Annotated in this window: 24 protein-coding genes; 16 read left to right on the forward strand and 8 right to left on the reverse strand. The window is 48.1% G+C overall.

Features of this window, described 5'->3' with window-relative positions; genetic code table 11:
* Positions 1–90 precede the first annotated feature (90 nt).
* A complete protein-coding gene (locus ACS18Q_RS02735) occupies positions 91–1,023 on the reverse strand; it encodes a LysR substrate-binding domain-containing protein (protein WP_004729570.1) in 933 nt (310 codons plus the stop codon).
* A 98-nt stretch (positions 1,024–1,121) separates the two neighbouring features.
* Here ACS18Q_RS02735 and ACS18Q_RS02740 point away from each other — a divergent pair, with 98 nt between their 5' ends.
* Positions 1,122–1,328 carry a DUF1127 domain-containing protein gene (locus ACS18Q_RS02740; RefSeq protein WP_041942622.1) on the forward strand — a complete coding sequence of 69 codons (207 nt, stop codon included), beginning with the start codon at positions 1,122–1,124 and terminating at the stop codon, positions 1,326–1,328.
* Here the strand turns inward: ACS18Q_RS02740 and ACS18Q_RS02745 are convergent.
* The 3 genes from ACS18Q_RS02745 to ACS18Q_RS02755 form a co-directional block, all read right to left on the reverse strand.
* The gene (locus ACS18Q_RS02745; protein ID WP_154180789.1) at positions 1,325–2,230 is read right to left on the reverse strand and encodes a LysR substrate-binding domain-containing protein; all 906 of its coding nucleotides are present in this window, start codon (positions 2,228–2,230) and stop codon (positions 1,325–1,327) included. The genes ACS18Q_RS02740 and ACS18Q_RS02745 overlap by 4 nt on opposite strands.
* A 354-nt stretch (positions 2,231–2,584) precedes the next feature.
* Entirely contained in the window at positions 2,585–4,270 is a 1,686-nt protein-coding gene (locus ACS18Q_RS02750; protein ID WP_154180790.1) for an AMP-binding protein, read from the reverse strand.
* Between the two features lie 187 nt (positions 4,271–4,457).
* Complete coding sequence (locus tag ACS18Q_RS02755; RefSeq protein ID WP_004729563.1) at positions 4,458–5,087, reverse strand: helix-turn-helix transcriptional regulator; 630 nt, start codon at positions 5,085–5,087, stop codon at positions 4,458–4,460.
* A gap of 577 nt (positions 5,088–5,664) precedes the next feature.
* On the opposite strand from ACS18Q_RS02755, the gene ACS18Q_RS02760 reads away from it, so the two are divergent.
* From ACS18Q_RS02760 to ACS18Q_RS02825, 14 genes are read left to right on the forward strand one after another with little or no spacing between them, the layout of a single operon-like run.
* On the forward strand, positions 5,665–5,829 hold the full coding sequence (locus ACS18Q_RS02760) for a Flp family type IVb pilin (protein ID WP_055465924.1): 165 nt from the start codon (positions 5,665–5,667) through the stop codon (positions 5,827–5,829).
* A gap of 31 nt (positions 5,830–5,860) precedes the next feature.
* Positions 5,861–6,391: a prepilin peptidase gene (locus tag ACS18Q_RS02765; protein ID WP_441257344.1), complete on the forward strand. Its 531-nt coding sequence runs from the start codon at positions 5,861–5,863 to the stop codon at positions 6,389–6,391.
* A 27-nt stretch (positions 6,392–6,418) separates the two neighbouring features.
* On the forward strand, positions 6,419–7,768 hold the full coding sequence (locus tag ACS18Q_RS02770) for a hypothetical protein (RefSeq protein ID WP_055465926.1): 1,350 nt from the start codon (positions 6,419–6,421) through the stop codon (positions 7,766–7,768).
* Positions 7,765–8,514 carry a Flp pilus assembly protein CpaB gene (gene cpaB, locus ACS18Q_RS02775; RefSeq protein ID WP_004729559.1) on the forward strand — a complete coding sequence of 250 codons (750 nt, stop codon included), beginning with the start codon at positions 7,765–7,767 and terminating at the stop codon, positions 8,512–8,514. Before ACS18Q_RS02770 ends, cpaB begins: the two co-directional genes overlap by 4 nt.
* 8 nt (positions 8,515–8,522) lie before the next feature.
* Positions 8,523–9,992 (forward strand): type II and III secretion system protein family protein, encoded by a 1,470-nt coding sequence (locus ACS18Q_RS02780; protein WP_441257345.1) that lies wholly within the window; start codon positions 8,523–8,525, stop codon positions 9,990–9,992.
* Positions 9,993–10,002: 10 nt separating this feature from the next.
* The gene (locus ACS18Q_RS02785; protein ID WP_055465928.1) at positions 10,003–10,260 is read left to right on the forward strand and encodes a hypothetical protein; all 258 of its coding nucleotides are present in this window, start codon (positions 10,003–10,005) and stop codon (positions 10,258–10,260) included.
* An 11-nt stretch (positions 10,261–10,271) separates the two neighbouring features.
* Positions 10,272–11,492 carry a Tad domain-containing protein gene (locus ACS18Q_RS02790; RefSeq protein ID WP_286279860.1) on the forward strand — a complete coding sequence of 407 codons (1,221 nt, stop codon included), beginning with the start codon at positions 10,272–10,274 and terminating at the stop codon, positions 11,490–11,492.
* Positions 11,492–11,923: a TadE/TadG family type IV pilus assembly protein gene (locus tag ACS18Q_RS02795; protein WP_055465930.1), complete on the forward strand. Its 432-nt coding sequence runs from the start codon at positions 11,492–11,494 to the stop codon at positions 11,921–11,923. Before ACS18Q_RS02790 ends, ACS18Q_RS02795 begins: the two co-directional genes overlap by 1 nt.
* A complete protein-coding gene (locus ACS18Q_RS02800) occupies positions 11,920–12,408 on the forward strand; it encodes a TadE/TadG family type IV pilus assembly protein (RefSeq protein WP_441257346.1) in 489 nt (162 codons plus the stop codon). The genes ACS18Q_RS02795 and ACS18Q_RS02800 overlap by 4 nt, the downstream gene beginning before the upstream one ends.
* 11 nt (positions 12,409–12,419) lie before the next feature.
* Positions 12,420–13,643, forward strand: a complete 1,224-nt coding sequence (locus ACS18Q_RS02805; protein ID WP_041942621.1) for an AAA family ATPase — start codon at positions 12,420–12,422, stop codon at positions 13,641–13,643.
* 17 nt (positions 13,644–13,660) lie between these two features.
* The gene (locus tag ACS18Q_RS02810; protein WP_055465932.1) at positions 13,661–15,121 is read left to right on the forward strand and encodes a CpaF family protein; all 1,461 of its coding nucleotides are present in this window, start codon (positions 13,661–13,663) and stop codon (positions 15,119–15,121) included.
* A 9-nt stretch (positions 15,122–15,130) separates the two neighbouring features.
* Complete coding sequence (locus tag ACS18Q_RS02815; RefSeq protein ID WP_055465933.1) at positions 15,131–16,096, forward strand: type II secretion system F family protein; 966 nt, start codon at positions 15,131–15,133, stop codon at positions 16,094–16,096.
* A gap of 1 nt (position 16,097) precedes the next feature.
* On the forward strand, positions 16,098–17,054 hold the full coding sequence (locus ACS18Q_RS02820) for a type II secretion system F family protein (RefSeq protein ID WP_055465934.1): 957 nt from the start codon (positions 16,098–16,100) through the stop codon (positions 17,052–17,054).
* Between the two features lie 7 nt (positions 17,055–17,061).
* Entirely contained in the window at positions 17,062–18,120 is a 1,059-nt protein-coding gene (locus tag ACS18Q_RS02825; protein WP_158141090.1) for a tetratricopeptide repeat protein, read from the forward strand.
* 14 nt (positions 18,121–18,134) lie between these two features.
* Here ACS18Q_RS02825 and ACS18Q_RS02830 read toward each other — a convergent pair whose 3' ends face one another.
* From ACS18Q_RS02830 to ACS18Q_RS02845, 4 genes are all read right to left on the reverse strand, one after another.
* Positions 18,135–19,292: an HD domain-containing phosphohydrolase gene (locus tag ACS18Q_RS02830; RefSeq protein ID WP_143680168.1), complete on the reverse strand. Its 1,158-nt coding sequence runs from the start codon at positions 19,290–19,292 to the stop codon at positions 18,135–18,137.
* A 102-nt stretch (positions 19,293–19,394) separates the two neighbouring features.
* Complete coding sequence (gene chrA / locus ACS18Q_RS02835) at positions 19,395–20,555, reverse strand: chromate efflux transporter (RefSeq protein WP_441257347.1); 1,161 nt, start codon at positions 20,553–20,555, stop codon at positions 19,395–19,397.
* Between the two features lie 102 nt (positions 20,556–20,657).
* Entirely contained in the window at positions 20,658–21,506 is an 849-nt protein-coding gene (locus ACS18Q_RS02840) for a phosphatase PAP2 family protein (RefSeq protein ID WP_441257348.1), read from the reverse strand.
* A gap of 369 nt (positions 21,507–21,875) precedes the next feature.
* Entirely contained in the window at positions 21,876–22,964 is a 1,089-nt protein-coding gene (locus ACS18Q_RS02845) for a phosphatase PAP2 family protein (protein WP_441257349.1), read from the reverse strand.
* Positions 22,965–23,277: 313 nt separating this feature from the next.
* Between ACS18Q_RS02845 and galM the strand changes: the two genes are divergently transcribed.
* Positions 23,278–24,372 carry a galactose-1-epimerase gene (galM, locus tag ACS18Q_RS02850; RefSeq protein ID WP_441257350.1) on the forward strand — a complete coding sequence of 365 codons (1,095 nt, stop codon included), beginning with the start codon at positions 23,278–23,280 and terminating at the stop codon, positions 24,370–24,372.
* Positions 24,373–24,504: the final 132 nt, after the last annotated feature.

A 24,504-nucleotide genomic window follows, 5' to 3' on the forward strand; every position in this document is an offset into this window, starting at 1 on the left:
GAAAGCTGACGGGGCTTTTTCTTTTGGCGCCATTTGAGAGGACGGACGGTGTGATGCGCAGTGACTGCGTTGCCAGCAGTACCTCAGCACTTAGCGATCAAACTGTGTGTCACGAACTTCGCCAGTGTAGGGATAACGCTGCTGAAACTGAGTAATTTCTGAACGCAACCATTGATGAAACGCTTGAATCTTTGGACGCTTGAAATAACCATTTGGCGCACATAAATAGAACTGAAAACGCGGCTTTAACGCCACATTGCCAATCTGCACCAACTTCCCTTCTTCGATGTAGCGACAGACCGTCGCGTGCTTCACCAACGCAACGCCTTGAACGGCGAGTGCACCTTCGAGCACAAACTGCGAGCCGTTGTATTGCAGCGTCGGTTTACTGCTGTCATAGCCAAGGTTACGAAGCCACACGCCCCAATCCATGTCGGGCCAGATATCCTCAATCAGGTCGGCACGCACCAGATCATCGAGTTGATAAATCTTGTGCTGCTGCTGATAAATCGGGTGGCAAACAGGATAGAGCACTTCGTCCATCAACCATTCTGAACGCACGTTCTTATAATCGCCACTGCCGTAGCGAATGCAAACATCCACACTAGAATCTTGAAAATTGACCAAATCGCTGGTGGGTTCGATCAGCAGCGAGATTTCCGGATGTTGCGCGCGAAAATCACCAATCCGTGGCACCAGCCAGTGTTGAGCAAACGAGGGTAGGGTGGAAATGGATAGCTGATGCGGCGCCGGATCTTGGTTGATCAGCCGAATCCCTTCCTGCAAGTGAGCAAAGCCTTTTTGCGCTTGGTGATACAAAATGGTGCCTTCATGGGTCAGCAGGATCTTGCGGTGCTGGCGAATGAAGAGTTCAGCGCCCAACCACTCTTCCAGTAAACGGATCTGTTGGCTGATCGCCGCTGGCGTCACAAATAACCGTTCGGCCGCCAGTTTAAAACTGCCCGTTTCCGCAGCCGTATAAAAATAGAACAGTCCTTGAAAAGGCGGGATACGTTCACTCACATTAGTTTTCCTTAACTCAATAGCAAAATCTATCGTTTGTCGCCTGAATGATTAATGACGATTATTAGCCATAACAAATCAGGGTTCAAGGGGGACTTATGAACGTAACTCACACTGAAACATCCAGCACTCACCATGAAATACCACGTGATTCACTTAACGCATTCTTGAGTCAACTCATGCTGTGGCGCCACAACTACCGGACGCGTCGCCAGTTACGTGAGCTACCACCACACTTACTCAAAGACTTAGGCCTTGAACAGGATCAGGTACAAGCTGAAGCCAATAAATATTTTTGGCGTTAAAGCGGTGCTTGTTGTTTCAGCTCTCGTCGCAGCCAATCACTAAACGCATGAATGCGGGCTGCGCGGGACGAGGCGGGATCGCTGATTAAGCTATAGCGGACGCCGGGCGTGAGACCGATGGCAAACGGTTTCACCAATAAACCTCGGGCGACAAAATCACCCGCTAAGCTATCGGTGGCCAAGCAGGCACCGTGCCCGGCAATGACGGCATTCAATGCCATGTCGAAGGTGCTGACTTCCATCCACTGCACCGCCTCCTTCTTCATGGCGACGTGTGCAGCTTGAAACCAGTGCGACCAGGGGAAACTCTGTGAGTCGAAGTGAATTAACCAGCAGTTCAGCAGTTGTTCGGGTTGGGAGAACTGCATTGATTGAGCCAGCTCGGGGGAACAAAACGGATAGACGGGTTCTTCGAACAATATTTCTTGATCCAGTTCGCTGTCGGTGACCGTTTCATTGCCTTGCCAGATCGCGACATCAATCGCGCTGTGGCGAATATTGGGAGTGTCGCAATCAGTGATGAGACGAATCGGAATATAAGGATGCTCCATGGTGAACTTCCATAGGCGGGGCATTAACCAACGTGACGCAAATGATGGTGGTGTTCGCACACACAGCACCCCTTCAACGGGTTCACTCTGAATTTGATTGAGTCCGGTGATGATTTTTTCAAAGCCACTACTGACTTGTTGGTAGAGCGTTTCGCCCGGTTTGGTGAGGTGCATTTCGCGCCCTTGGCGCACAAAAAGCTGACAGCCTAATGCGTCTTCCAATTGCCGGATCTTTTGACTGACCGCAGCTTGAGAGATAAATAATTCCGCCGCGGCAGCGCTGTAACTGCGCAGGCGAGCGGCGGCTTCAAAATAACGCAGACCAGCTAAGTGCTTCAGTCGATTGTCCATAATCTCTGCTTATAGTCGGTGATGGAAATGATCGTTCGTGTCACGAGGTCGTGCTTTCCATAATACGCATAAGAGAGTACAGGATACAGGAGTAAATCAATGGAACGAGCGATCAAACTCACCCAGAAAAAGACGTGGATTAACCTTTTATCAAGCTTTATGAAGGCTGTGTGGTTGAGCAGGCCATCTCGTCGAAAAGTTGCTTCATTGCCAGAGAGTGCCCATTTGCAAAAAGACATGGGTTTGGAGCCGTCACACAACACTTCATACGACTATCAGCGTTACTTATAGTCATGACATCAAAAAGGGAGCAATAGCTCCCTTGTGGTGTTGATAGCAATGATGAAGGAATGGTTACTCTTCCCACACCACCAATTGCCCTTTGGGCCAGTTTTGGCCGACGTCGTGGTATTTCTGTTCCAGCACGTGGCGTTTGATCTTCAGCGTGGGGGTCAAAATCCCGTTTTCGATGCTCCATGGCGTTTTGATCATCAAGACGCCTTTGATCTGTTCATGCGACTCCAGCTCCTGGTTGATCTTAGCGATCACTTTATGGGTCGTACGTTCATAGCGGGCGCGATCAAAGTTGGTAAAATGATGCGGCACCACCAGCAGAATTGGAGCCGGTAAGCCGAGACCAATCAGGCACATCATCTCCACTCGGCTGTACTCAAACAATTTGTTCTCTATCGGAACCGGAGACACGAATTTACCTTTGGCGGTTTTGAAAGTATCTTTCTTACGCCCTTGAATCGTCAGATACCCATCGGCGTCAAGTGAGCCGATATCACCCGTGTGCAGCCAGCCTTCTTTATCGAAAGACTCCTGCGTCGCAATGTCGTTTTTGTAGTAACCAGAAAATAACCCTTTGCCGAGCACCATGATCTCACCATCAGGGGCAATTTTCAGATTGATGCCGGGGCCGGCTTGTCCGACGGTGCCGATTTTATCCGCGCGGAATGGGTAGTTGATGGTGCTGTATGCAAAAGATTCGGTCATGCCCCACGCTTCCGTGATATTCAGTCCTAAGCGGTGATACCAATGCAATAATGCAGGGGAGACAGGGGCTGAACCACACCCCAGTACGCGCGCTTGATCCAATCCAAGCCCATCAGCTAACTTACGTTTGATCAGCGTGTTGATCAACGGGATTTTGAGCAGAATATCGAGCTTCTTCTGCGGCAATTTATCTTGAATGCGTTGCTGGAACAACGTCCAGAGCCTTGGCACCGAAATAAACAGCGTCGGACGCTGCATCTTCACATCTTCGATAAAGGTATCGAGTGATTCGGGGAACGCGGTTGGCACGCCGCCTTGGATCGATGAACCAAAAATATAAACTCGTTCAGTGATGTGCGCCAAAGGCAGATACGAGAACAGGCGGTCCCCCTCTTGGATACCGATATGACGAATCAGTTGCTGCACTGACCAACTGAACGCGCCAAAGGTCAGCATTGCGCCTTTGGGGAGGCCCGAAGTGCCAGAGGTGTAAACCAAAGACATCACTTTTTCATCGTCATGTTGAGGACGCTTTTCGCTCGGCGGGTAGTGCGCAATCAAATCATGATAGTGATGCTGACACTGCGGCGCTGAATCGTAGGGCAAAGCAATACTGATGAGATCCGGCATCTCGGCCAGAACCTGCGCCGTAGGGTTGGCATCGTCGAGCTTGCCAGCAATGAGAATCTTACTTTCACTGTGCGTCACACAGTATTCGATGGTCTCAGCACCCGCGGTTGGAAAAATCGGGACACTGACAAAATCACCCAGCATCATCGCCAGATCGCAGATGAACCATTCGGCACAGTTTTTTGAGACCAACGCGATTTTATCTCCAGGCTGCGCGCCTAAATCGCTTAGCGCAGAGGCAAGACGCAATGCCTGATCGGCCACTTCGGCGTAGGTAAACTCGACAAATTGGCGATTAATGACTTGCTTGAGATAGACTTCATTAGGGCGTTCCTTGGCCCATTTTAAAATCATCTCGTTGGGTGGGGGGAGAGCACAGGTCGGTTTGCGTAACTCGTTAGGCTGAATCATTCTCTAACTCCATGTTATTGGCAAAACAGTGATACCTTTGCTGCGCAGTGTTTCACGATGGTTCACGGTCTGTGAGTTCATCATTAAAACCGCCCAGATTAGGTACGTTATTGTTATGTTAATTTATTGTTAACTCTAGCAGTTTGTTTTGCCCTGGGGAAGCATTACTCACACCCAGTTACAGAATTTATGACGCGTGAAGCTGACGGAATACGCCAGGGCTAATGCCGGTTTTCTTTTTAAAAATGCGCGAAAAATAGGACACATCCCGATAGCCGCATTGATACGCGATGAAGGCGATTTTCGCGTTTTTCTCATCTACCAGTAAACGCTTCGCCATGGCAATTCGCTTGTTGCAAATGTAATCGCGGAAACTGACACCGATGACTTTGTGGAACAATTTCGAGAAGTAAGAGACGGAGTAATGGCAATAATTGGCGATGTCTTCCTCACGAATTTCTTTGGTAATGTTGAGGTCGATGTAGCGAAGAATGTCCAGCATTTCTTTGCTCATGCTTGTGGGTGATGTTGGGCTGTGGGGCAGCTTGGGGTCAAACACTTGCTGATCAAAACTGAGCTCCAATTTCTCACACAAAGAGACCAGAATGATCGAGGGATCATCGCGCGAAATATCCATCAAACCAAAAATGGCTTCGTGGCGACCAATCGCATTTTTATACGAACCGTCATGAATGATAATCAGATACTTATGAAGATTGGCGCACATTTTCAATGCGGTGAGGAGTAATTCTTGTCCGCGATCCTTTTGATAGAAAAAGAGCGCATAGTGAATATCCGGTTCACTGAGAATGGACACGTCGTTCCCATGCTCCACTAAATCAAAATGATGTCGACACACGTCTTGAACTCGCCTAGGTAAAAAGTTTACCGGGCTTCCCAGCCAGTGCCCCTCGTGTTTCCCTGTCATCGTCGTGCTCACATTGTTTTCATGAATAACCCGTTGGAAAGCCGGGTTTTGTAGTAAGCCTAGAATCACGACCAAAAAGTGCAAGTTTCCCCCCAAAGGTATGAGGTCAAATCACGCGTTTTGGCGCGGTTTCGCAGTGACGTTCAATCAAGTCTGGAATGTAAATCACTGAACAATGTTTCATCCATGAGAATGTGTGTTGTCGGAAAATTTAGCCTGATACTTCAATTCGCGATTTAAATCTGAAACATCCTCAAAAACACCCCATTACCAACGCATGAAACCGAGTGAAAGTAACGGATCATGCCAAATCATTACGGTCTATTCATTCATTATGTTGATAGTTGTTTCAATGTTTTGGTTGTTTTGTGAATAAAAAAGTACCAAAAGAGGTCAAAAAAATCCTAACTACTATTGATAGAACTATCTAGATTCTAAGAGAACCATTCAGGAAGGAGACCACGATATGGATCAATTAATTAATCGCTGCAAAGCATTCTGGAAAGATGAAGAAGGTTTGTCTGTTGTTGAATACGTTGTGGGCGCAGGCCTGCTGGTTACGGCACTGGGCGTGATCTTCTCCGGTTGGGGTTCGACCCTACAATCTGAGTTGAACGACATCTTCTCATAGTTTTGTTGTCTTCATCGGCGAAAAACGACTTATGAGCCTGATTATTTGGACGATGTTATTTGTGGTTGGTGTATACGATGCGCGTCAGCATCGTATACCCAATTATTTACTTGCTTTGTTGATGCTGGCTGGCGCAATTCAAACCGTGTTGATTGACCAAGCGTTTGGACTGTTTGTGGGGCAGATTGGGGCTATGCTGATGGTGTTTGTGCTTGCCTTGTTGTGTCACATGGCTGGATGGATGGCGCCTGGGGACGTGAAACTGTTGGCAGTCGTTGGATTTCTGACCGGTTTTGTTCATCTTGCGGATACGTTTTTCTACATCGGCATTAGCGCGATTTTTATCGGTGTAATGTATGGCGTGTTGAATTACTTGTTGATACACAAAGAGGCGGTCAGCATCGGCGGTATTTGGAGTCAAGTTCATCTGTCTGGACCGCTACGCACGAAGCTAAATCGTGAAAGTTTAAAAAGGCCCAAGGGCTCAGATCTCGTGATGCCTTTGGCACCGGTCATCGTTGTCGGTGTTGCCTTAGCACAATATGCACAAGCCTACTTTTAAACAGCGCGACCATGACAAGGAGTCATTATGGCAACAGCGGTATCCAACGATCTTCACCGATCCGCCCTGACGCCTCAAGCAACTGCGCCGAAGGTTCCGACATCATTTGAGGATCTCAAAGTTCCGAAAGCCGTGTTAGAAAACCTGCTGTTAAAGCATCTGGCCGCTTATCCCAAATCGGACGTGTTGCAGTTGACTCGGCACATGGCGATCAACAGTCATATGATTGAGGATTTGATTGCTGTTTTAAGGCAAAAATCACTGGTTGAAGTCTTTCAAGCGGAACTCTCCTCCTACCTCAATCCTACATCAGGGCACGTGAGATACGGCCTATCGGAAAGCGGTATGCGGGAAGCCGACGTGGCATTTGCGAAAGATGCTTATCTCGGGCCGGCGCCTGTTTCTCTTGAAGACTACAATGCCATGGTTCAGGCGCAAGATGTTCGCTCTAAAATCATTACGCGTCCTGATGTCGAATTTGCGCTGAAAGATGTTTTTGGTTCGGAGCGGTTGGTTTCGGTGCTTGGGCCGGCGATCAACTCGGGTCGAGCGCTGCTCCTTTATGGCGATGCTGGGACTGGGAAAACCTTCGTTGCCACCCGCATTCTCAATTCTCTCAATACATCGGTATTCGTGCCTTATTCGGTGTATGCCATGGGGAACATCATTAAGGTGTACTCGCGGCAGCATCATCGTGCGGTGGATGCCAACAACCAGAATCAATCGCTGTCGTACAAAGATCAATATGACCGCCGCTGGGTGTTGTGTGAACGACCAAGTATTCAAGTGGGTGGGGAGCTCACCATGGATATGTTGGAAGTGAACCACACGGAGCATAACCGTGTTTGGATGGCGCCACTACAAATGATGGCCAATAACGGCATTTTCATCATCGATGATTTAGGGCGACAGCCCATGCCAGTGGCTACTTTACTTAACCGTTGGATCGTTCCGATGGAATACTTCTATGACTATCTGTCATTGCCCAACGGTCAACAAATTACCATTCCTTTTATATTAACACTGGCGTTTTCGACCAACTTGGATCCGGAAAAAATCAGTGACCCAGCATTCTTGCGTCGACTAGGTTACAAAGTTCAGTTTCATCCTCTGGAGCAATCTGAATACCACGCATTGTGGGAAGAAATGGCTTCTAATCGAAATTTACAGGTTCATGCTTCGTCTTTTGAGGTTCTGTACAGTTTGCACAGACAACACGCAGTGGGCTTTTATCCCTGTTTACCGAAAGACTTAATCGGAATCAGTCGAGACATCATTGCATTTGAAGAAAGTGATCCCCTCATCACTCCGGTCATTATGGAGCGAGCTTGGGAAGTTTACTTCACTGCGGATGGCAAAGGAGGAGGTGCTCGATGAGTCGTAATCAAGTGATTTTGTTATTTCTGCTGTCTGTACTGTTTGGGCTTGGCGCGGTGTTTTTTGCCAAACAATGGATGGACCGGCAAGTACAACCACAAACCGAAGTGGAAGTGGTTGAGCGGGTGCCTGTCGTGGTGGCATCCCGTGATATTCCAGCCAGTACGGTGATTGAAGAGCAATACTTAACTACCCGTCTGCTGGAAAAATCATGGATGACCGAAAATCAATTTTCTGAGCCCACGGAAGTGATTGGAAAGATCGCCGAATCCGATATCTACCCCAATGAAATTATCGTCGCGCAACGTCTTAGTATTCCCGGTGAAGGAGCCACGCTCGCCGCGTTGATTCCTGAAGATAAACGAGCGGTCACCATTCGCGTGAATGACGTGATTGGTGTCGCGGGCTTCTTGCTGCCGGGGAATAAAGTCGATGTGTTGAACACGATTCAGTACAGCAAAACGTCTGCCAACACGACCACCATTTTGAAAGACATTCGTGTGTTAGCCGTTGACCAAACCGCAAAGACGCAAGAAAACAAGCCGATTATTGTTCGAGCCGTGACGTTGGAAGTCTCTCCCAAAGAGGCAGAAAAACTATTGAGTGCCAAAAGTAAGGGAGACATTCAGCTGGTGTTGCGTAATCCGCATGCGGTTGAGGAAAAAGTGGTGCGTCGTTATGTGCCGCCACCTAGTGTCACCATCATCAAAGGAACGAACTCATCGAATGTTCGTGTAAAAGAGTGAGGTGAAAGATGAAAACGATAATGACAACACTGATCCTTTTCATGACGTGCAGTCAATGGGTCTATGCCGCGAATCAGAGTGGCAAAGTGGTGACAGTTCCTCATCACAAATCAACTTACGTGAAACTTCAAGGGGCTGCGAGCCGAGTTTCGCTTGGGGATCCAGAGGTTCTGGATATTGTGATGCTGAAAGCTGATGAACTGTTTTTGATCGGGAAGCGATTAGGGTCGACCAACTTAATGGCTTGGGATAGACGAGGCCAATTGCTGGAGTCGATCAACATTGAGGTCACGCACGACGTGAATAGCCTGAAAGCCAAACTGTATGAATTTTTACCCAACGAAACAATCTCTGTACACAGCGCGCAAAATCGTTTGATTTTGAGCGGGCAGGTCAGTTCACAAGAAAAAATGAATTTGGCATTACGACTCGCGGAAACCTACGCGTCAGGCGATACCGCGGATAAGGCGACGGATTCAAGAAATAAAGAGGCGGAAAAAACAGGCGTGGTGAATTTGATGTCGATTGGTGGTGCGCAGCAAGTGATGATTGAAGTCACGGTTGCGGAAGTACAACGCAGCTTAGTTCGCCGTTTTGACTCCAATTTCCATTTCTTCGAAGGGAACGGCAAGTTCTCGTGGGGTGCAACATCTGCGGGGGGCTACATTGATGACATCACGGGAGTTGCGGGGCCGGTATTTAATGCCCCCGGCATCGACAGCACCGGGTTGTTATCAACCTTTATTGATGGCGATACTCTATTTACGTTGGCGTTAGATGTTGCCAAAGAGAACGGGGTGGCCAAAGTCTTGGCCGAGCCTAACCTCACTGCATTAAGTGGGGCTAAAGCTGAGTTCTTAGCGGGTGGGGAATTTCCTATTCCTGTCCCTAATCGAGACGGCATCACCATCGAATACAAAGAGTACGGGGTTGGGTTGAAATTCATTCCGACCGTGTTGAGTGACAAAAAAATCAACCTGAATCTGGCTGTCGATGTGAGTGAAATCGCCAGTTCAACCACCTTAACGGTTTCGCCATCGGGCACCAATGCGGCCTATTACATTCCACCGATCACGCGTCGAAGTGCGGCTTCCACCTTGGAACTTGCTGATGGACAGACCATCGGGATTGCCGGGCTATTGAGTGAGAATGTGCGCGACTCGGTGAGCAAGTTTCCGGGCATTGGGGATATTCCGGTTCTCGGACAACTGTTCAATAGCCAAGAATATGTTTCGGGTGAAACCGAGCTGGTGATTTTGGTCACCCCGCGTCTGGCAAAACCGATTGATCGTAGCAAAGTGGTGTTGCCGACGGATGCGTTTGTCGAGCCGACCGATCTGAAATACTACTTGTTGGGACAAGGGGCTTATATCGCAGGGCCTCGTGATGTGAAACGCACCAAAGCGTCAGATAGCTACGACGAAATGGCGACGACGGGTAAGGGTGGTTCGGAAGGTTCTTTTGGTCATGATCTGTAAGGAGCATCTTATGAAATATGTTGTTTTGAGTTTGTTGCTACCGTTGATGCTGCTGAGTGGATGTGCCAACGAGCCTCGATTAGGGACCCATGTCGCGCAGGTGAAACAGTTACAAACTTATAACCCCAATGCCACGAAAGAAAACCTAGAGGTTTTGCCTGATGGTACTGGGGAACGTATGGAAGGTGTTTACAACACCTATACTGGTAAGAAAGGGGAAGAGCTCAAAGGGGGCTCAACCAGTCAGATTCTTGAGGGCTTTAAATAGTCGAGGTCGTTATGAATACACAACGCCCACTTCGTGGAATTCGTAAGCAGCGAGGTCTGGTTGTTGTGATTGTTACCATAGCAATGTTGGTGCTCATCGCAGTTGCCGCCTTTGCCATTGATATCAACCACGCAATGATGAATCGGACCAAGTTGCAAAATAGCGTGGATGCAGCGGCTCTGGCAGCGGCAATTGTATTGGATAAAGATGGGACAGAGGCGCAAGCCGACACGATTGCGCGGTCGACATTAACCAAAATGTCGACCGCCGCAGGTAACGCTGAGTTGACTCTGGATGTCTCGAATGTGGTGAACGTTGAGGTGCAGTTTTCCAACGATCCGACGGTTTTTCCTGATTCAGGTTATTCGAGTTCGCCTGACGGTGATCGCTATGTTCGCGTGGTGATCAATCAATTGGATTTAGAAAGCTTTTTTTTCGCTCGAGTCATGGGGGTGACTAAACGCTTAACAGCCAGCGCTGTCGCAGGGCCTAGCCCGGGCGGGAATGCGTGTAATATTGTGCCGATGGCGGTGTGTGAAGGCGATGATGCAGGAACCAACGGATACGATTCTGGTGTGGTATATGCGTTGAAGATATCCAGTCAGAGTGACCCAACCATGGGCTCAGGGAACTTTCAATTGCTCGACTTTGGTTCAGGTGCGAGCACCGTGAGAACCTCATTGGCGGGAGGTTACGCGGGGTGTATCGATCTTGATGCCGGGGAAACGGTCACCACCAAACCAGGGAATACGGTTGGGCCGGTGGGGCAAGGGCTCAATACCCGATTTGGCGTTTACTCTGGAGGAGGACTGAGTTCGAGTGATTATCCTCCTGATCTGTATGTCAAAGAAGCGTCTCCGACGTTAACAGATTCAGATGTCGGTTCTACGCCGGCATGGGGATATGATGATTATCAATCTGACCTCGCTGGTGGTGTCTGCCCGTCAGATTCAAACTGTCGATCGAATGGGGATGCCGAACGGAGAATTTTAGCGATACCTGTCGTCGATTGCAGTTCAGCCAGTGGTGGGACGACAAGCTTTCCGGTCACAGCAATTGGTTGCTTTTTCTTGCTACAAAAAGCCCCGACCTCCAACGGTGGACATACGTCGATTTACGGTGAGTTTTTGGAAGATTGCACCGTGAAAAATACCCGTAACAATGGCACCAGTACGTCCAATGGTCCTCATCGAATTGTCCTATACAAGGACCCCAATAGTGAGGAGTCGTAATGATGAAACGCCTCATGAAAAAGCAAGCTGGTTTAGCCGCGGTGGAGTTCATTATTACCGTGCCGTTGTTGCTGGTGTTATTGGGGGGGATTGTTGAATTTGGTAATGCCTTCGTACGGTATAACACGCTCAGCAAAACCGTCCAGAATGGCTGCCGATATGCGGTCACTGATATTTATGGTACATCCAATTCCGACTCGATTGCGCAGGTGGCGGATATCAAAAATATGGTGGTGTATGGCAACAAAGCAGGGACCGGAACGCCATTGCTCACGACCTTGACTGTGGACGATGTCACGGTGACTCATGCGGATAAGTTTGTGGTGGTGTCAGCCAGTTATGACTACGTACCATTGTTGAATATTTTACCGGATGCCTTGCTGGCCAATATCGTACTGAGTTCGTCAGCGGTGATGAGGACGACGCTATGAAATCATTTCGTCGTATGCAGCGGGGCATGACCCTGATCGAATTCACCTTTTTGGCATCGGTCCTGTTGATGATTCTGTTTGCGATTATGGAAATCGGGATGTACGCCTATTCAATTCAGAGCATCAACAACATCACGCGAAAAGCGGCTCGTTTTGCCACCGTGTGTGTGGTATCCGATCCGGATATACCATCGTTGGCATTGAACGATGGGGCGCCGGATGGATTTACTTCGGCCAATTTGGTGATTGAGTATTTGGGCGCGGATGGCAGTAAAGTCACGGACCCGCCAACCAGTTATCAAGCGGACATTTATTACGTGAGGGCTCGCGTTACCGGTTATAGCTACCAGTTTTCAGGGTTGCTGAGTTTTTTAGGTTCAAGTGGCGTGGTTTCCGTTCCTGATTTTGAAACCACTTTACCTTCAGAGTCTTTGGGCGTTCTGCGCCCTGGTTCTTCAGATCCTGATGATAAGACCGATTGCTAAGAGGGATTGCTATGGGAGAGGCCGTGAAGTTATCACGAGGTGACAGCAGTAATTTGAGGCTCAAAACCAGTTTATCGGTATGGGTTCTGTATTCTAGCGACCGGTTCAAGCTCCATATGATGAGCGAGTTATCGAAATGCCATAGCATCAGTTTTGAAGTCATTTCGCTGCATGGTGTGATGTCTGACAGCTTTAAGCATTTTTCGCCACCAGATTTAATTTTTGTCGAAACCGGCCCCAATTGGGCGCAGAAAGTCATTGAACTACAAAATTACGAAAGTCCAGAAGTGGATGAAGAAGAGGTCAATACCTCTCTGATTGTGTTTGGTGATGAGAGTGATAATGGCGCGCTCAAAATTGCCCTGCGTATTGGCGCGGCTGATTTTGTGTCGGATCAAGCCACATTAGAGGAACTGGTCCCGTTACTAAAAAACACGGCCGAAGAGAAAATTGCAGCAAGAAAATTAGGGCAGCTTTTCGTCTTTATTAATACCAAAGGCGGCTCTGGCGCGACGACGATCGCGTTGAATACTGCCGTTGAAGTGGCATTGCAGCACAAAAATAAAGTGTTGTTACTGGATTTAGACATTCACTTTGGGGTGATCATGGATTACCTCAATTTAAACCCGACTTACAGCATCAATGATGCCATTGCGAACGTGGCTGATTTGGACGAAATTTCGCTGCATAGTTTGGTTTCCAAGCATCCATCGGGCTTACATGTACTAAGCTTTAAGCATGAAAATCACAACGAGAATTTTGACAAAGCAATGCAACTGGGCAAGTTGCTGCCGACGTTGATGGAATACTATCCCTATGTTTTTGTGGATCTGTCGATGGGGGTTGATCGCATGTTTGCCCCGGTGTTGTCTCATTCATCCAAAGTGTTTTTGGTGACGCAACAAAACTTAGTGGGGATCAAAAATACCTCGCGCATCGCCAAGTCATTGATGCTGGAGTATGGGATTGCCAAAGAACAGATCGAGCTGATTGTGAATCGCTATGAAAAGCGTCAGCAAATTAAGATGAAGGATATTGAACAGACGATCACGGGGGTCAACGTACATATGATTCCGAATGATTTTAAGGCGGCGATTGAAAGTGCCAACTTAGGCAAACCCGTGGTTGAATCGAAGAAAAACAGCTCGATTACTAAATCAGTGATTGAGTTATCTCAAACGTTAGCGCCTGAAGTCAAAGAGAAAAAAGGTTGGATTAAGCGTTTATTTTCCTGACGGATTAGGAGGGTTGCATGTTCTTCAAAAGAAAAAACATCAATACCGAGTTTCAAGACCAGGTGCTCAAAGTTGAGGATTTACCCCATGTAGAACCCAAATCAACGCTTTCAGCATCTGGCCCCAAGCAGGATGAAAGTCCTTTGGAGAGAAAACTTCGCGAATCGGATGCTAAAAACCGCGAAATCGATGATGCGCGTAAGCAACTAGAGCAAGAGCTGGCCGTGAAGCACTATTATCATCAGCGCTTGTTGGAAACGTTAGATTTGGCACTGCTTTCAAGCTTGGAAAAAGATCGCGCCAAGAAAGATCTGCATGATGCGATCGTGCAATTGATGGCTGATGATCAAACGCATGCGCTGAGTGCAGAAGGCCGCAAGCGTGTGATCAAACAGATCGAGGATGAAGTGTTTGGCCTCGGCCCCTTAGAACCTTTGCTACATGATTCCACCGTCTCGGACATCTTGGTGAATGGCCCTAAAAGTGTGTTCGTTGAACGCCGCGGTAAACTGGAACGAACCCCCTACACCTTTTTGGATGACCGCCATCTGCGCAATATCATCGACCGTATCGTGAGCCAAGTCGGGCGTCGTATCGATGAAGCTTCACCGATGGTGGACGCGCGACTCGCAGATGGCTCACGTGTGAATGCCATTATTCCCCCCCTCGCATTGGATGGCCCATCCGTTTCCATTCGTCGTTTTGCGGTCGACAAGCTCACCATGGATAACCTGCTGTCTTTTAATTCCCTGTCTGAGCAAATGGCTAAATTTGTCGAAGCGGCAGTGAAAGGTGAATTGAACATCCTGATCTCGGGCGGTACCGGCTCTGGTAAAACCACCACGCTCAACATTTTTTCCGGTTTCATTCCCAAAGAAGATCGCATCATCACCATTGAAGACTCAGCGGAGCTGCAACTGCAACAACCTCATGTGGTGCGTTTGGAAACCCGTCCGGCGAATTTGGAAGGCAAAGGGGAAATCACGCAGCGTGATTTGGTCAAAAACTCACTGCGTATGCGACCGGATCGCATTGTGCTGGGGGAGGTCCGTGGTAGTGAAGCGGTGGATATGCTTGCCGCCATGAATACTGGTCACGATGGTTCGTTGGCGACCATTCACGCCAATACACCACGTGATGCATTGAGCCGGGTAGAGAATATGTTTGCGATGGCAGGCTGGAATATCTCGACCAAGAACTTGCGTGCTCAAATCGCTTCTGCGATTCATTTGGTGGTGCAAATGGAGCGTCAGGAAGACGGGAAGCGTCGTATGGTGAGCGTTTCAGAAATTAATGGCATGGAAGGAGACATCATCACCATGTCGGAAATTTTTAAGTTCCAACGTCAAGGGATGGATGATGAAGGCAATGTGGTGGGGCACTACACGGCAACCGGGGTGATTCCTCAGTGCCATGATTCGTTGTCAAAACGAGGCTTCCATTTGCCGTATGAAATTTTCAATGAGACGTACCAGTAGGAGGTCTCTATGCAAGATATCACGATGTTTTTTGTGCTGCTGTTTTTTGCGGTGGTGTTTATTTCACAGGCGTTGATTCTCCCGGCGGCTGGGAGTAAGGCGAAACACAAAGAGCTGGCGAATCGGCTCAAAGAAACACAATCTAATCTGGATGAAGAAAGTCGCTCATTGTTGCAAGAGCACTATCTGAAAAGCCTGACGCCATTGGATCGTCGTTTGGTGCAAGTGAAGGCGTTCGCTTCGCTGAAAAAAAGCATTGAGTTGTCCGGGTTTGATTGGTCGCTCTCGCAGACGCTTGGCGTCACAACGGTTTTGAGTTTGGGGCTGGGGCTACTTTTACTCATTCTCGGGCAAGTCTGGTACTTGTGCCTCGCTTCTGTCGCCTTTGTGTGGGTATGCCTACACATGACGTTACAGAAAAAAATATCTGACCGCTTATCAAAGTTTGAAGAACAACTGCCGGACGCGTTGGACATCATTCGTCGCATGCTACAAGCAGGTCAGCCGCTCACGCAATCATTCAATGAGGTCGGGAATGAAATGCCCGCGCCCATTGGGGTTGAATTCAAAAATACCTTTAACTTGCTGAATTACGGCTATGACTTGCGCCTCGCGATTATGCAGATGGCGGACAGAACGCCCACGGTATCAATGCTGGCATTTTCCAGTGCCGTGTTACTGCAAAAAGAGACGGGCGGTAATTTGTCTGAGAACCTAGACAAAGTCTCGAAGGTGTTGCGGGCTCGGTTTAAGTTGGCTCGAAAAATCAAAACCATTTCTGCCGAAAGCCGCATGTCTGCTTGGATTTTGGTGTTGTCACCCTTCGTTTTGTTTGTGGTGATGTCTTTTATGCGACCCGATTACGTCGCGCCGTTGTATGAAGATCCGAGAGGTATGGGGTTGATCAGCTATGGCGTTGTCAGCCTATTTCTGGGCTCTTTATGGATGAGAAAAATTATCAATTTCGAGGTGTAATATGGACGATTTACTGACTGCATTATCCTCATTTCAACTGACTGAACAGACCGTGTTTCTGGGGTTGATTTTGATCGCCACAGTGTTGTTGATCATGTCGGTGGCGCTGATTGTGGTAGGGACCAAAGCGCCGATTCAACGTCAACTCGAAGAAATTCGCAAAGCGGGTGCGGTGAAAACGCCCAGTACTTTGGCTAAAAAACGCGACAAAATTCATAACACCTTGGAATCCATTGCGCCAATTATGTCGCCCAAAAACATCAAAGAGCGAGAGAGCGTACGTCATCAATTGATGCACGCGGGCTACCATGAAGCCAGTGCTCTGACGACGTTTTATGCACTGAAGGTACTGTCAACACTCGCTGGGGTGTCCATCAGTGCGCTGATGTATTTTCTCTATCCAGACATGAAAAATCTCAAATTAATCGTGATTTTTAGTGTGGCCATGGGGCTGTTTCTACCCAATTTCCTCTTGGATCGAATGGTTAAAAAACGCAAATCGAGAATCAAAGGTGGTATTCCGGATGCGTTGGATTTGCTGGTGGTGTGTACGGAATCGGGGTTGGGGTTTAATGCCGCACTGCGCCGTGTTGCTGACGAGTTGATGATCTCCCATCCGGATCTGGCGGATGAGTTGGATACCGTGTGCGCAAAGATAAAAGCGGGTGTTGAGATGTCTGAAGCGATGGCGCAGTTGGTCGAGCGTACTGGCCTTACTGAAATCAGCGGCTTGGTGAGTATGCTGGCGCATGCCTCGCGTATCGGTGGCAGTATTTCGCAAACCTTGCGTGATTACACGGAAGATTTTCGTGATAAACGGAATCAGGAAGTTGAAGAAATTGCCGCTAAAATTCCGACCAAAATGATTTTTCCGCTGCTTCTGTTTGTTTGGCCCTGCTTTTTTATCGTAGCAGTTGGTCCTTCCATGCTGTCTTTGACGGCGCATTTCGGACGATGAGGTATTTATGAGAAGACGTTACGCGACGTTGCTGATGCTGATCACGCTGGGTGGTTGTGCCAGTCAAACCGATCAACCCAAACCTTTTGAAAATGAGCTTTATGATGGTCGTCCGGTTGAAACGTTTAACTCTGACGCTGCGCCGTTGACTGAAGTGGAGGCGATTAAACGCGGTGATTACGCATTAAAAGGTAACAACACTGACTTGGCACTGTATGAGTACATTCGTTCGTTGGATTTTCCTGATGCGCAATATCGCGATAAAACCTTGTACACCATTGGGCGTATTCATCAATCGCGGGGCAATCTGGAACTGTCGGAAAAGGCGTATCTTCTGGCTTTAGATGCCAACCCGAACAACATCAAAGTGTTGCAACAACTGGGTTCCAACTACACCAAACAAGGGGATGTTGAGCAGGGGGAAAGTTACTTTATTCGTGCGATCAATGCAGACCAACTGCGTTTGGCCAGCCGTGAGAAACTTGCGCTCAACAGTGTCTCGATCACCGCGATTGAACAGCTCAGCAGTGACAATCAGTCGCCCGCGCTGGCATATATGGGCTTGGGGATTCTGTATGATGTGAAAGCCAAACATCACGTTGCCAAAGCGTTTTATCAACACGCTTTGAAAATTGAACCGAAGTCGAGCAAGGCCCTGATGAACATGGGGTACTCTTATTACATGAGTGGCGAGTACGACAACGCTAAGCGCTACACCGTGGCAGCGTTAGAGCAAGACAAAACCAATGAACGGGCGCAGAACAATCTCGCCTTGATTTACCTCGCCACTGGCGAAGAGCAGCGGGCATTGAACGTGTTCATGCGCTTTATGGATGCGCCCGAAGCGTTAAACAACGTGGGCTATTTCTTGATGTTGCAGGGCAAACCGGAGAAAGCGATTCCGTACTTGCAACAAGCGATTGACAAGAAACCCTCTTACTACAAAGTGGCAAATGAAAACTTGGAGCGTGCGTTGTTGGAAGTTCGCGCCAACACCTCAGACGCCAATTCAGGCTCTGCTGCAAATTCAGGCGCTGCTGCAGTAACGACAGTCACAACGCAGTGATGGCATGGCCGAGGTCAGTGATGTGTATCTAGCCTATCTTTGGGGTCTGGCTCAGGATAGGCTTCAATCACTTTCTTCAGAAATTCTTGGTGGTAACGCAGCGCATTGACGCAGTGTTTATCCAGCTTGCCAGACAACACCATTTTCTCCAATTCCAGTAACGCAAATGGCACTGACCACGCTTGTTTATAAGGGCGATGGCTAGTTAGCGCATCAAACACGTTGGCAACCGAAATGATGCGAGCGGACACCGGGATGTCATCTTGCGTCAAGCCATACGGATAGCCACTGCCATCGAGAAATTCGTGATGGTAAGCCACGATTTCTTTTAAGACCGACACGCACGGATGGTTGGGCGCCCCCATGTCGTCAATGATGTGATTGATGATCTCGACGCCCTTTTCCACATGGCCGTTGAGCTGCGCTCGTTCGTCCTCTTCCAAATGACTGGGCTTGGTCAGCACGCTCGTTGGCACGGACAGCTTGCCGATGTCGTGACAGCGTGAAAATTGGCTGATGTTCTCGATGGTTTCATCGTCGAGCTGATAGATCGGTGCCACTTCCACGGCAATCACTTTTGCAAATCGGCTGATGCGTTCACGATGCTCACGTGACTCTTTTAAATGCTCAGGAGAGTTTGCGTTAAGGTGGTTGGCCGAATCCAGCAGCGTATGGACCAGATCGTATTCGGATGAAACGACAAAACGTAAAATTTCAATGTAAGGTTTTAAGCTGGATGTTTTGATTTCATTGAAGAATTCCCGTTGGCAGGAGTTGAGAAATAAAAATCCAATGAAGGCTTTCTCGTGATAAACCGGGATGGCTAACGATGAGCGAAAACCTTGCTCAATTAACCATTTTGTGTGCGGGTAAGTGGGTTTCAGCTCTAAGGGAATATCGTTCACATAGCGGCACTCACCGGATTGAGCGCAGAGTTTGAGCGCGGGTAATTCGCTGAGCGGAAACTCGTAATGCATCAGTTCAAAGCCATGAAACGTACTGTCGGCGTATGTTTTGAGCAAATCATGTTCATGATCATAGAGCGCAAATGAGATGCGGTCGATGTTGGGTTCGGTCACCAACAATCGATGATGAATATCGGCCAACTGATTATTCAATGTGCCCGCAGTGGGAAAGAAACTATGTTCACCTGATTTGCTGTGGGTATTCATGTCGGCGCCTCCTTGCTCACGGTGCTTACCCCGAACTTAAGTTTAGGTCATTGCCAAGAGAAACCACCAACGGATCGCCAACAAATCCAACCAAATCTTGATCTAGATGAACCCCAAGCACACTCCCGCTGCGGCGAAATAAACCACCATCAGTAAAATGGGCAGACGCAGTATTTTGAGCAGCACGAACCCTAACAAGAGACAAGCGATGTCTAAGGGCTGACTGACCGCGCTCACAAACACCGGTTGGTATAGCGCTGCCACGAGCAAACCGACCACCGACGCATTCACGCCCGCTAGCGCACCATGAACCGCTGGTATTGCTGCGAGCGCGCGCCACTGCTTCAAGACCGCCAGTAACAACAAGAATCCCGGTAGGAAAATTGCCAGCGTGGCGAGCAGTGCAGCACTGACCGGGAAATCAGGAGCGAGTGCGTAACCGAGGTAGGTCGCGAGTGTAAACATGGGGCCAGGCACAGCTTGCGCTGCGGCGTATCCCGTCAGAAAGGTATCGGTCGTGAGTTGGGCGCCGAGTGAGTTTTGCAATAACGGCAGCACGACATGGCCACCACCAAACACCAAACTGCCCGCTTGATAAAAATGGTTGAATAGACTCAATAGCGGAGCATAAGCGGCCAGCAGTGGCAAGCCAATCAAGAGGGCGACAAAAAGACTCAGCGGCTGCCAAGCGAAGAAAGCCCCGTTGCATTTTATCCTGTCTGAGTTCGCTGCGGGTGGTGTCGCTTTCAAGCGCACGGCACCCACGAGAGCGGCGACCAGCAGCACCAGCATTTGTGTCGACAGGGTTGGCAGGCAGAGCAACGCAATGGCGGTCAGAAAGCAGATCATCACCGTCAGCTTTTGACGGCAAAAGTTGTGATACATGCCCCAAGCCGCATCGGCTACGACCAGCACAGCCAGTAACTTCAAGCCATGCACGATGTGTAAAAATAGCGGTTGTTCGAGCAATTGGCTGCTGATCATCGCCACAAGTAACATCAGCAGTACTGATGGTAATGTAAAGCCGAGAAAAGCAGCGCAGGCACCGCTTAGGCCGCCTTGTCGGTAGCCAATCGCAAAGCCGACTTGGCTTGACCCCGGGCCGGGTAGAAACTGGCTCAGCGCGACAATTTGTGCGTATTCTTCATCACTCAACCAGCGATGCTTGTGCACGAATGTTTGTCTGAAATACCCGATGTGCGCTGCCGGTCCGCCAAAGCAGACCCACCCCAACGTAAAGAAGATTCTGAATATGTTGACCATCTCATCCTGCTTGTTTGTCGCCCGTCTTCCGCCCGCAATGTAGGGAGAGATAGCATCGAGCTCAACGAAAAAGTTGTAAGAAAATACAGCAGGTTTGTGACATTACGATGAGGGCGTTGTTCTCTTCATCAACCAACCCATGGTTTGCCAAATGATGACGGTCACCAGAGCGCTTACATAGCCATCGATGGCGTAATGCCACGCGAGATGAACTGAACCAATTTGGATCATGAGTGCGTAGCACCATGCCAATATTCCCCATTGACGATGCAATGTAGAAACCGCCAGTGCGAGTAGAACCGCCATTGAGACGTGCATGCTGGGCATTGCTGATATTCCCGAACCAATGCCTTGTTGCCGATTTTCATACATTAACCAAAGATTATTCTGGATCTCAAGTGAACTTAGCATTGGCAAGCCAAGTGATATTAGTTCTCTATTTTGGGTATTTAATTTATCTAGCAATGGCAAGTAGTCTGAACTTTGATTAATGAGATGAACAAAGCATGGGCCAGAAGATGAAAATAATGTCGCCATGAATGTGCCGATTATCAACCAACAAAATATAAATGTTAATATAAATTGGTTTCTTAATGTATTATTTTCTCTATGGACAATAAAGTAAAGTAATGACGCCCACGTTACAATAAACCAAAACTTATAGTTCAAATCAAAAATTAAAGTGAATATAGCATGTTTAAATAGTCCGTGAGTTATTTTCCAAGGGGTTGAGCCAAAATGAATGTAACTATCAATATAACTTAATGTATTGTCACTATAGAAATAATTTACATCTGGAATAATTGTTTTTAAATATGTGTACGTAGAAAATACGAGGCTAATGGAAATAATGAAAAAAATTAATGCTAACGTTTTTGATGGGGTTTTAAAAGCATTTTTTATGGCATTTAACCATGCTATTATAGGGTGAGGGTTTTTAGTTGCTAACATAAGAAAATAAAAGTATACGCACCAACTTATGAATGTTAAATATGATATTTTAAATAAAGAAGATGCATATATTAAACTTGAGTATTTTAATGATGATATATTGTTGGAGAACTCTAAGGTATAAATGAATAGAATCAATAACAATGCTATGTAATGTATATATTTATCCTGTTTTATCAGTGTTTTAAAATGTATTAATTCAGAGTTTACGTATTTATTTATTATTAGAATTGTATCCATGCCCAGCCCTACAAACAATGTTTTCTTACATTATAGTTTATCTGTGATTTTTTCGTTTTTGAATAATTAGAACAATGTCACGTTCATGCATGTATTAAAATGCATGGATGAGATTAATGATCAACTAAGTTAGGAATGTTGCTTATCAATCGTGATGACTTTAAATACAAACCAAATGATGACGGTCACCAGAGCACTTACATAGCCATCGATGGCGTAATGCCATGCGAGATGAACGGAACCAATTTGGATCATGAGTGCGTAGCACCATGCCAATATTCCCCATTGACGATGCAATGTAGAAACCGCAAGTGCGAGTAGAACCGCCATTGAGACGTGCATGCTGGGCATTGCTGATATTCCCGAGCCAATGCCTTGGTCGCGCGTTTCGAACTGATGCCAGAGTACGTCCTGAATATTCAAAGCCCAAATCGAGGGGAAATGGTTTTGCTGTAACCAGTCATTTTGATCCTGAAGGCGCTGCATCAGCGGGGCGTATTCATCGTGTGAAGCATTCAGCAATTCGGTGAAACAAGGGCCCGCCGAGGACAACAGCGTGGCAAACACGCAGCCCAGCAGTATCCAACACGTGATGAAGGAGAGAAAAAAACGTAGCCGGAGGGCGGGTTTGTGTCGGTATAAAATGAAAAACACCAAGATGCCCCAAATGACGAAAAACCACAGATTGTAAAAGAAGTTAATCACCATCGTGGCCAATGGATGGGCAAAGATGGCGTGGGTGATTTTCCAAGGCGACATACCCGCATGGAGTACTTTGTCCCACTGATAAAACAGCGCATCGTATTGATAGAATTGAATATCTGGAATGATGGATTTCATGTAGGTGTAGCTGGACAGGACCACACTAAGACACAACAGTGTCAGCAAGCAGGCCAACGGGCGAGAGAGTGGCGAACAGAAAGAGAGCACGGTTTTGAGCAGATAAAGCGTGGGGTGAGCAATACGGTTTTTGAGCATATAGCCATAAAAGTACGTGCACCAGAGTACAAATGTCACACTGGTCGTGTGCACGATGGATCCCCAATAAGTGGTGAGCCGGTAATGTAGTTTGGTCTCAATGCCACCCCATGAAATCACCCCATAAATACTGACAATCAGAATCAGCACGTAAAGATAGATGAGCTTATCTTCGGCAAGCATCTGTTTCAGGCTGCGCCATTCTTCACGCCAATGAGGGCGTGGGATTCGACATTCCATTGCGTCACTCGACTGACTTTCTGTCATATTAGTTTAGTGCAAATTATTGAATCGACATGACTTGGTGTGTTTCGAGTCATCGCTGCTCAAAACGACTTGGCTCAGCATGCCTCGTTGCTGAGGTCTGTATGGATGCAGATTTTGTGCAAAAAGATAGCGGGAATATCCATGTAAACGTTTCCATTAATGCCAATTCAATCACAGTATGCCGTTGGGGTCGGTTGCTACACTGCCATCCATTCATTGATGTCGATGTAGAGAATGAATGACATGAAAAAAGTATTTACTAGATGGCGACGTGCCGTGAAATCGAATGGCACGGCAACGGAGGTGTTGGGTGGTTAGTCCGTTGTTTGAGTCGATGACTCGCGAACCGTTTCAAGACGGAAACGTGGCGACGTTGGTTGAACTGACCAACCGTCATGGTATGCGCATTGTGCTGATGGATATCGGTGCGACGTGGTTGAGTTGTCAGTTGCCGCTGGAAAACGAAGTGCGTGAAGTGCTGCTTGGTGTCGACACCATGGCTGCGTTTGAAGCGCAAGGCTGCTTTTTTGGTGCCACGGTGGGGCGTTATGCCAACCGCATTGCCAAAGCGCAATACCAATACCAAGGCCAAACCGTGCACGTGACGGCCAGTCAGGGTGAAAACTGCCTGCACGGTGGACAGCCGGGCTGGAGTCATCGCCGTTGGACATTGACCCGTCACTCCGAGAATCAAGCGGTATTTTCAATCGCCTCAGCGGATGGCGAGCAGGGCTTTCCGGGCCATGTCGAGGCATCCGTGACCTATGAACTGACGGACAACAATGAAGTCTGCATCCGTTATCACGCGGTTACCGACAAAGCAACGCCCGTCAACTTAACTAACCACGGTTACTTTAACCTCATGGGCGCCGATTCTGGCGCGAGCGTGCTGCACCATAAACTACAAATCAACGCCGATGATTATTTGCCGACGGATGAAACGGCGATTCCGCTTGGCGAGTTGCATAGCGTTACCGACACCGGGTTCGATTTTCGCCGCATTAAACCTGTCGGTCAGGATCTGATGCTTGATGAGCAGCAAGTGCCGGCCAACGGTTACGATCACAGCTATTGGCTCAACGAGGCCTGTCGCCACGGCGCCTGTGCGGCGACGCTCATTTCCGATGATGAATTGGTCACTCTGCACGTGTACACCGACAAGCCCGCGCTGCAACTGTATAGCGGCAACTGGCTGCAAGGGAATCCGGGGCGTCACGGTTCGGTCTATCAGAATTATCAAGGGCTGGCGTTAGAAACCCAATTCCTGCCCGATTCACCCAACCATCCAGAATGGCAACAGGCGAGTTGCATGCTGCTTCCTGAACAAGAATACGCTTACTCAACCGTGTATCAGTTTCAACTGATGGGGGAGAAACTGTAACGTTTCACGGTGAAGCGATGTTTGCCCTCGCCATGTGACGAGGGCATTTTTTTGTCAAGTGAATGACGTGCGAGTGTTCATAATTCCGCTCAATGTGACTTGTGCTTTCGCAAGGGCTTGCTAGTGTGAGCG

Source organism: Vibrio sp. Vf1514 (assembly GCF_052076135.1).
In the GTDB taxonomy this organism is placed as follows: domain Bacteria; phylum Pseudomonadota; class Gammaproteobacteria; order Enterobacterales; family Vibrionaceae; genus Vibrio; species Vibrio furnissii.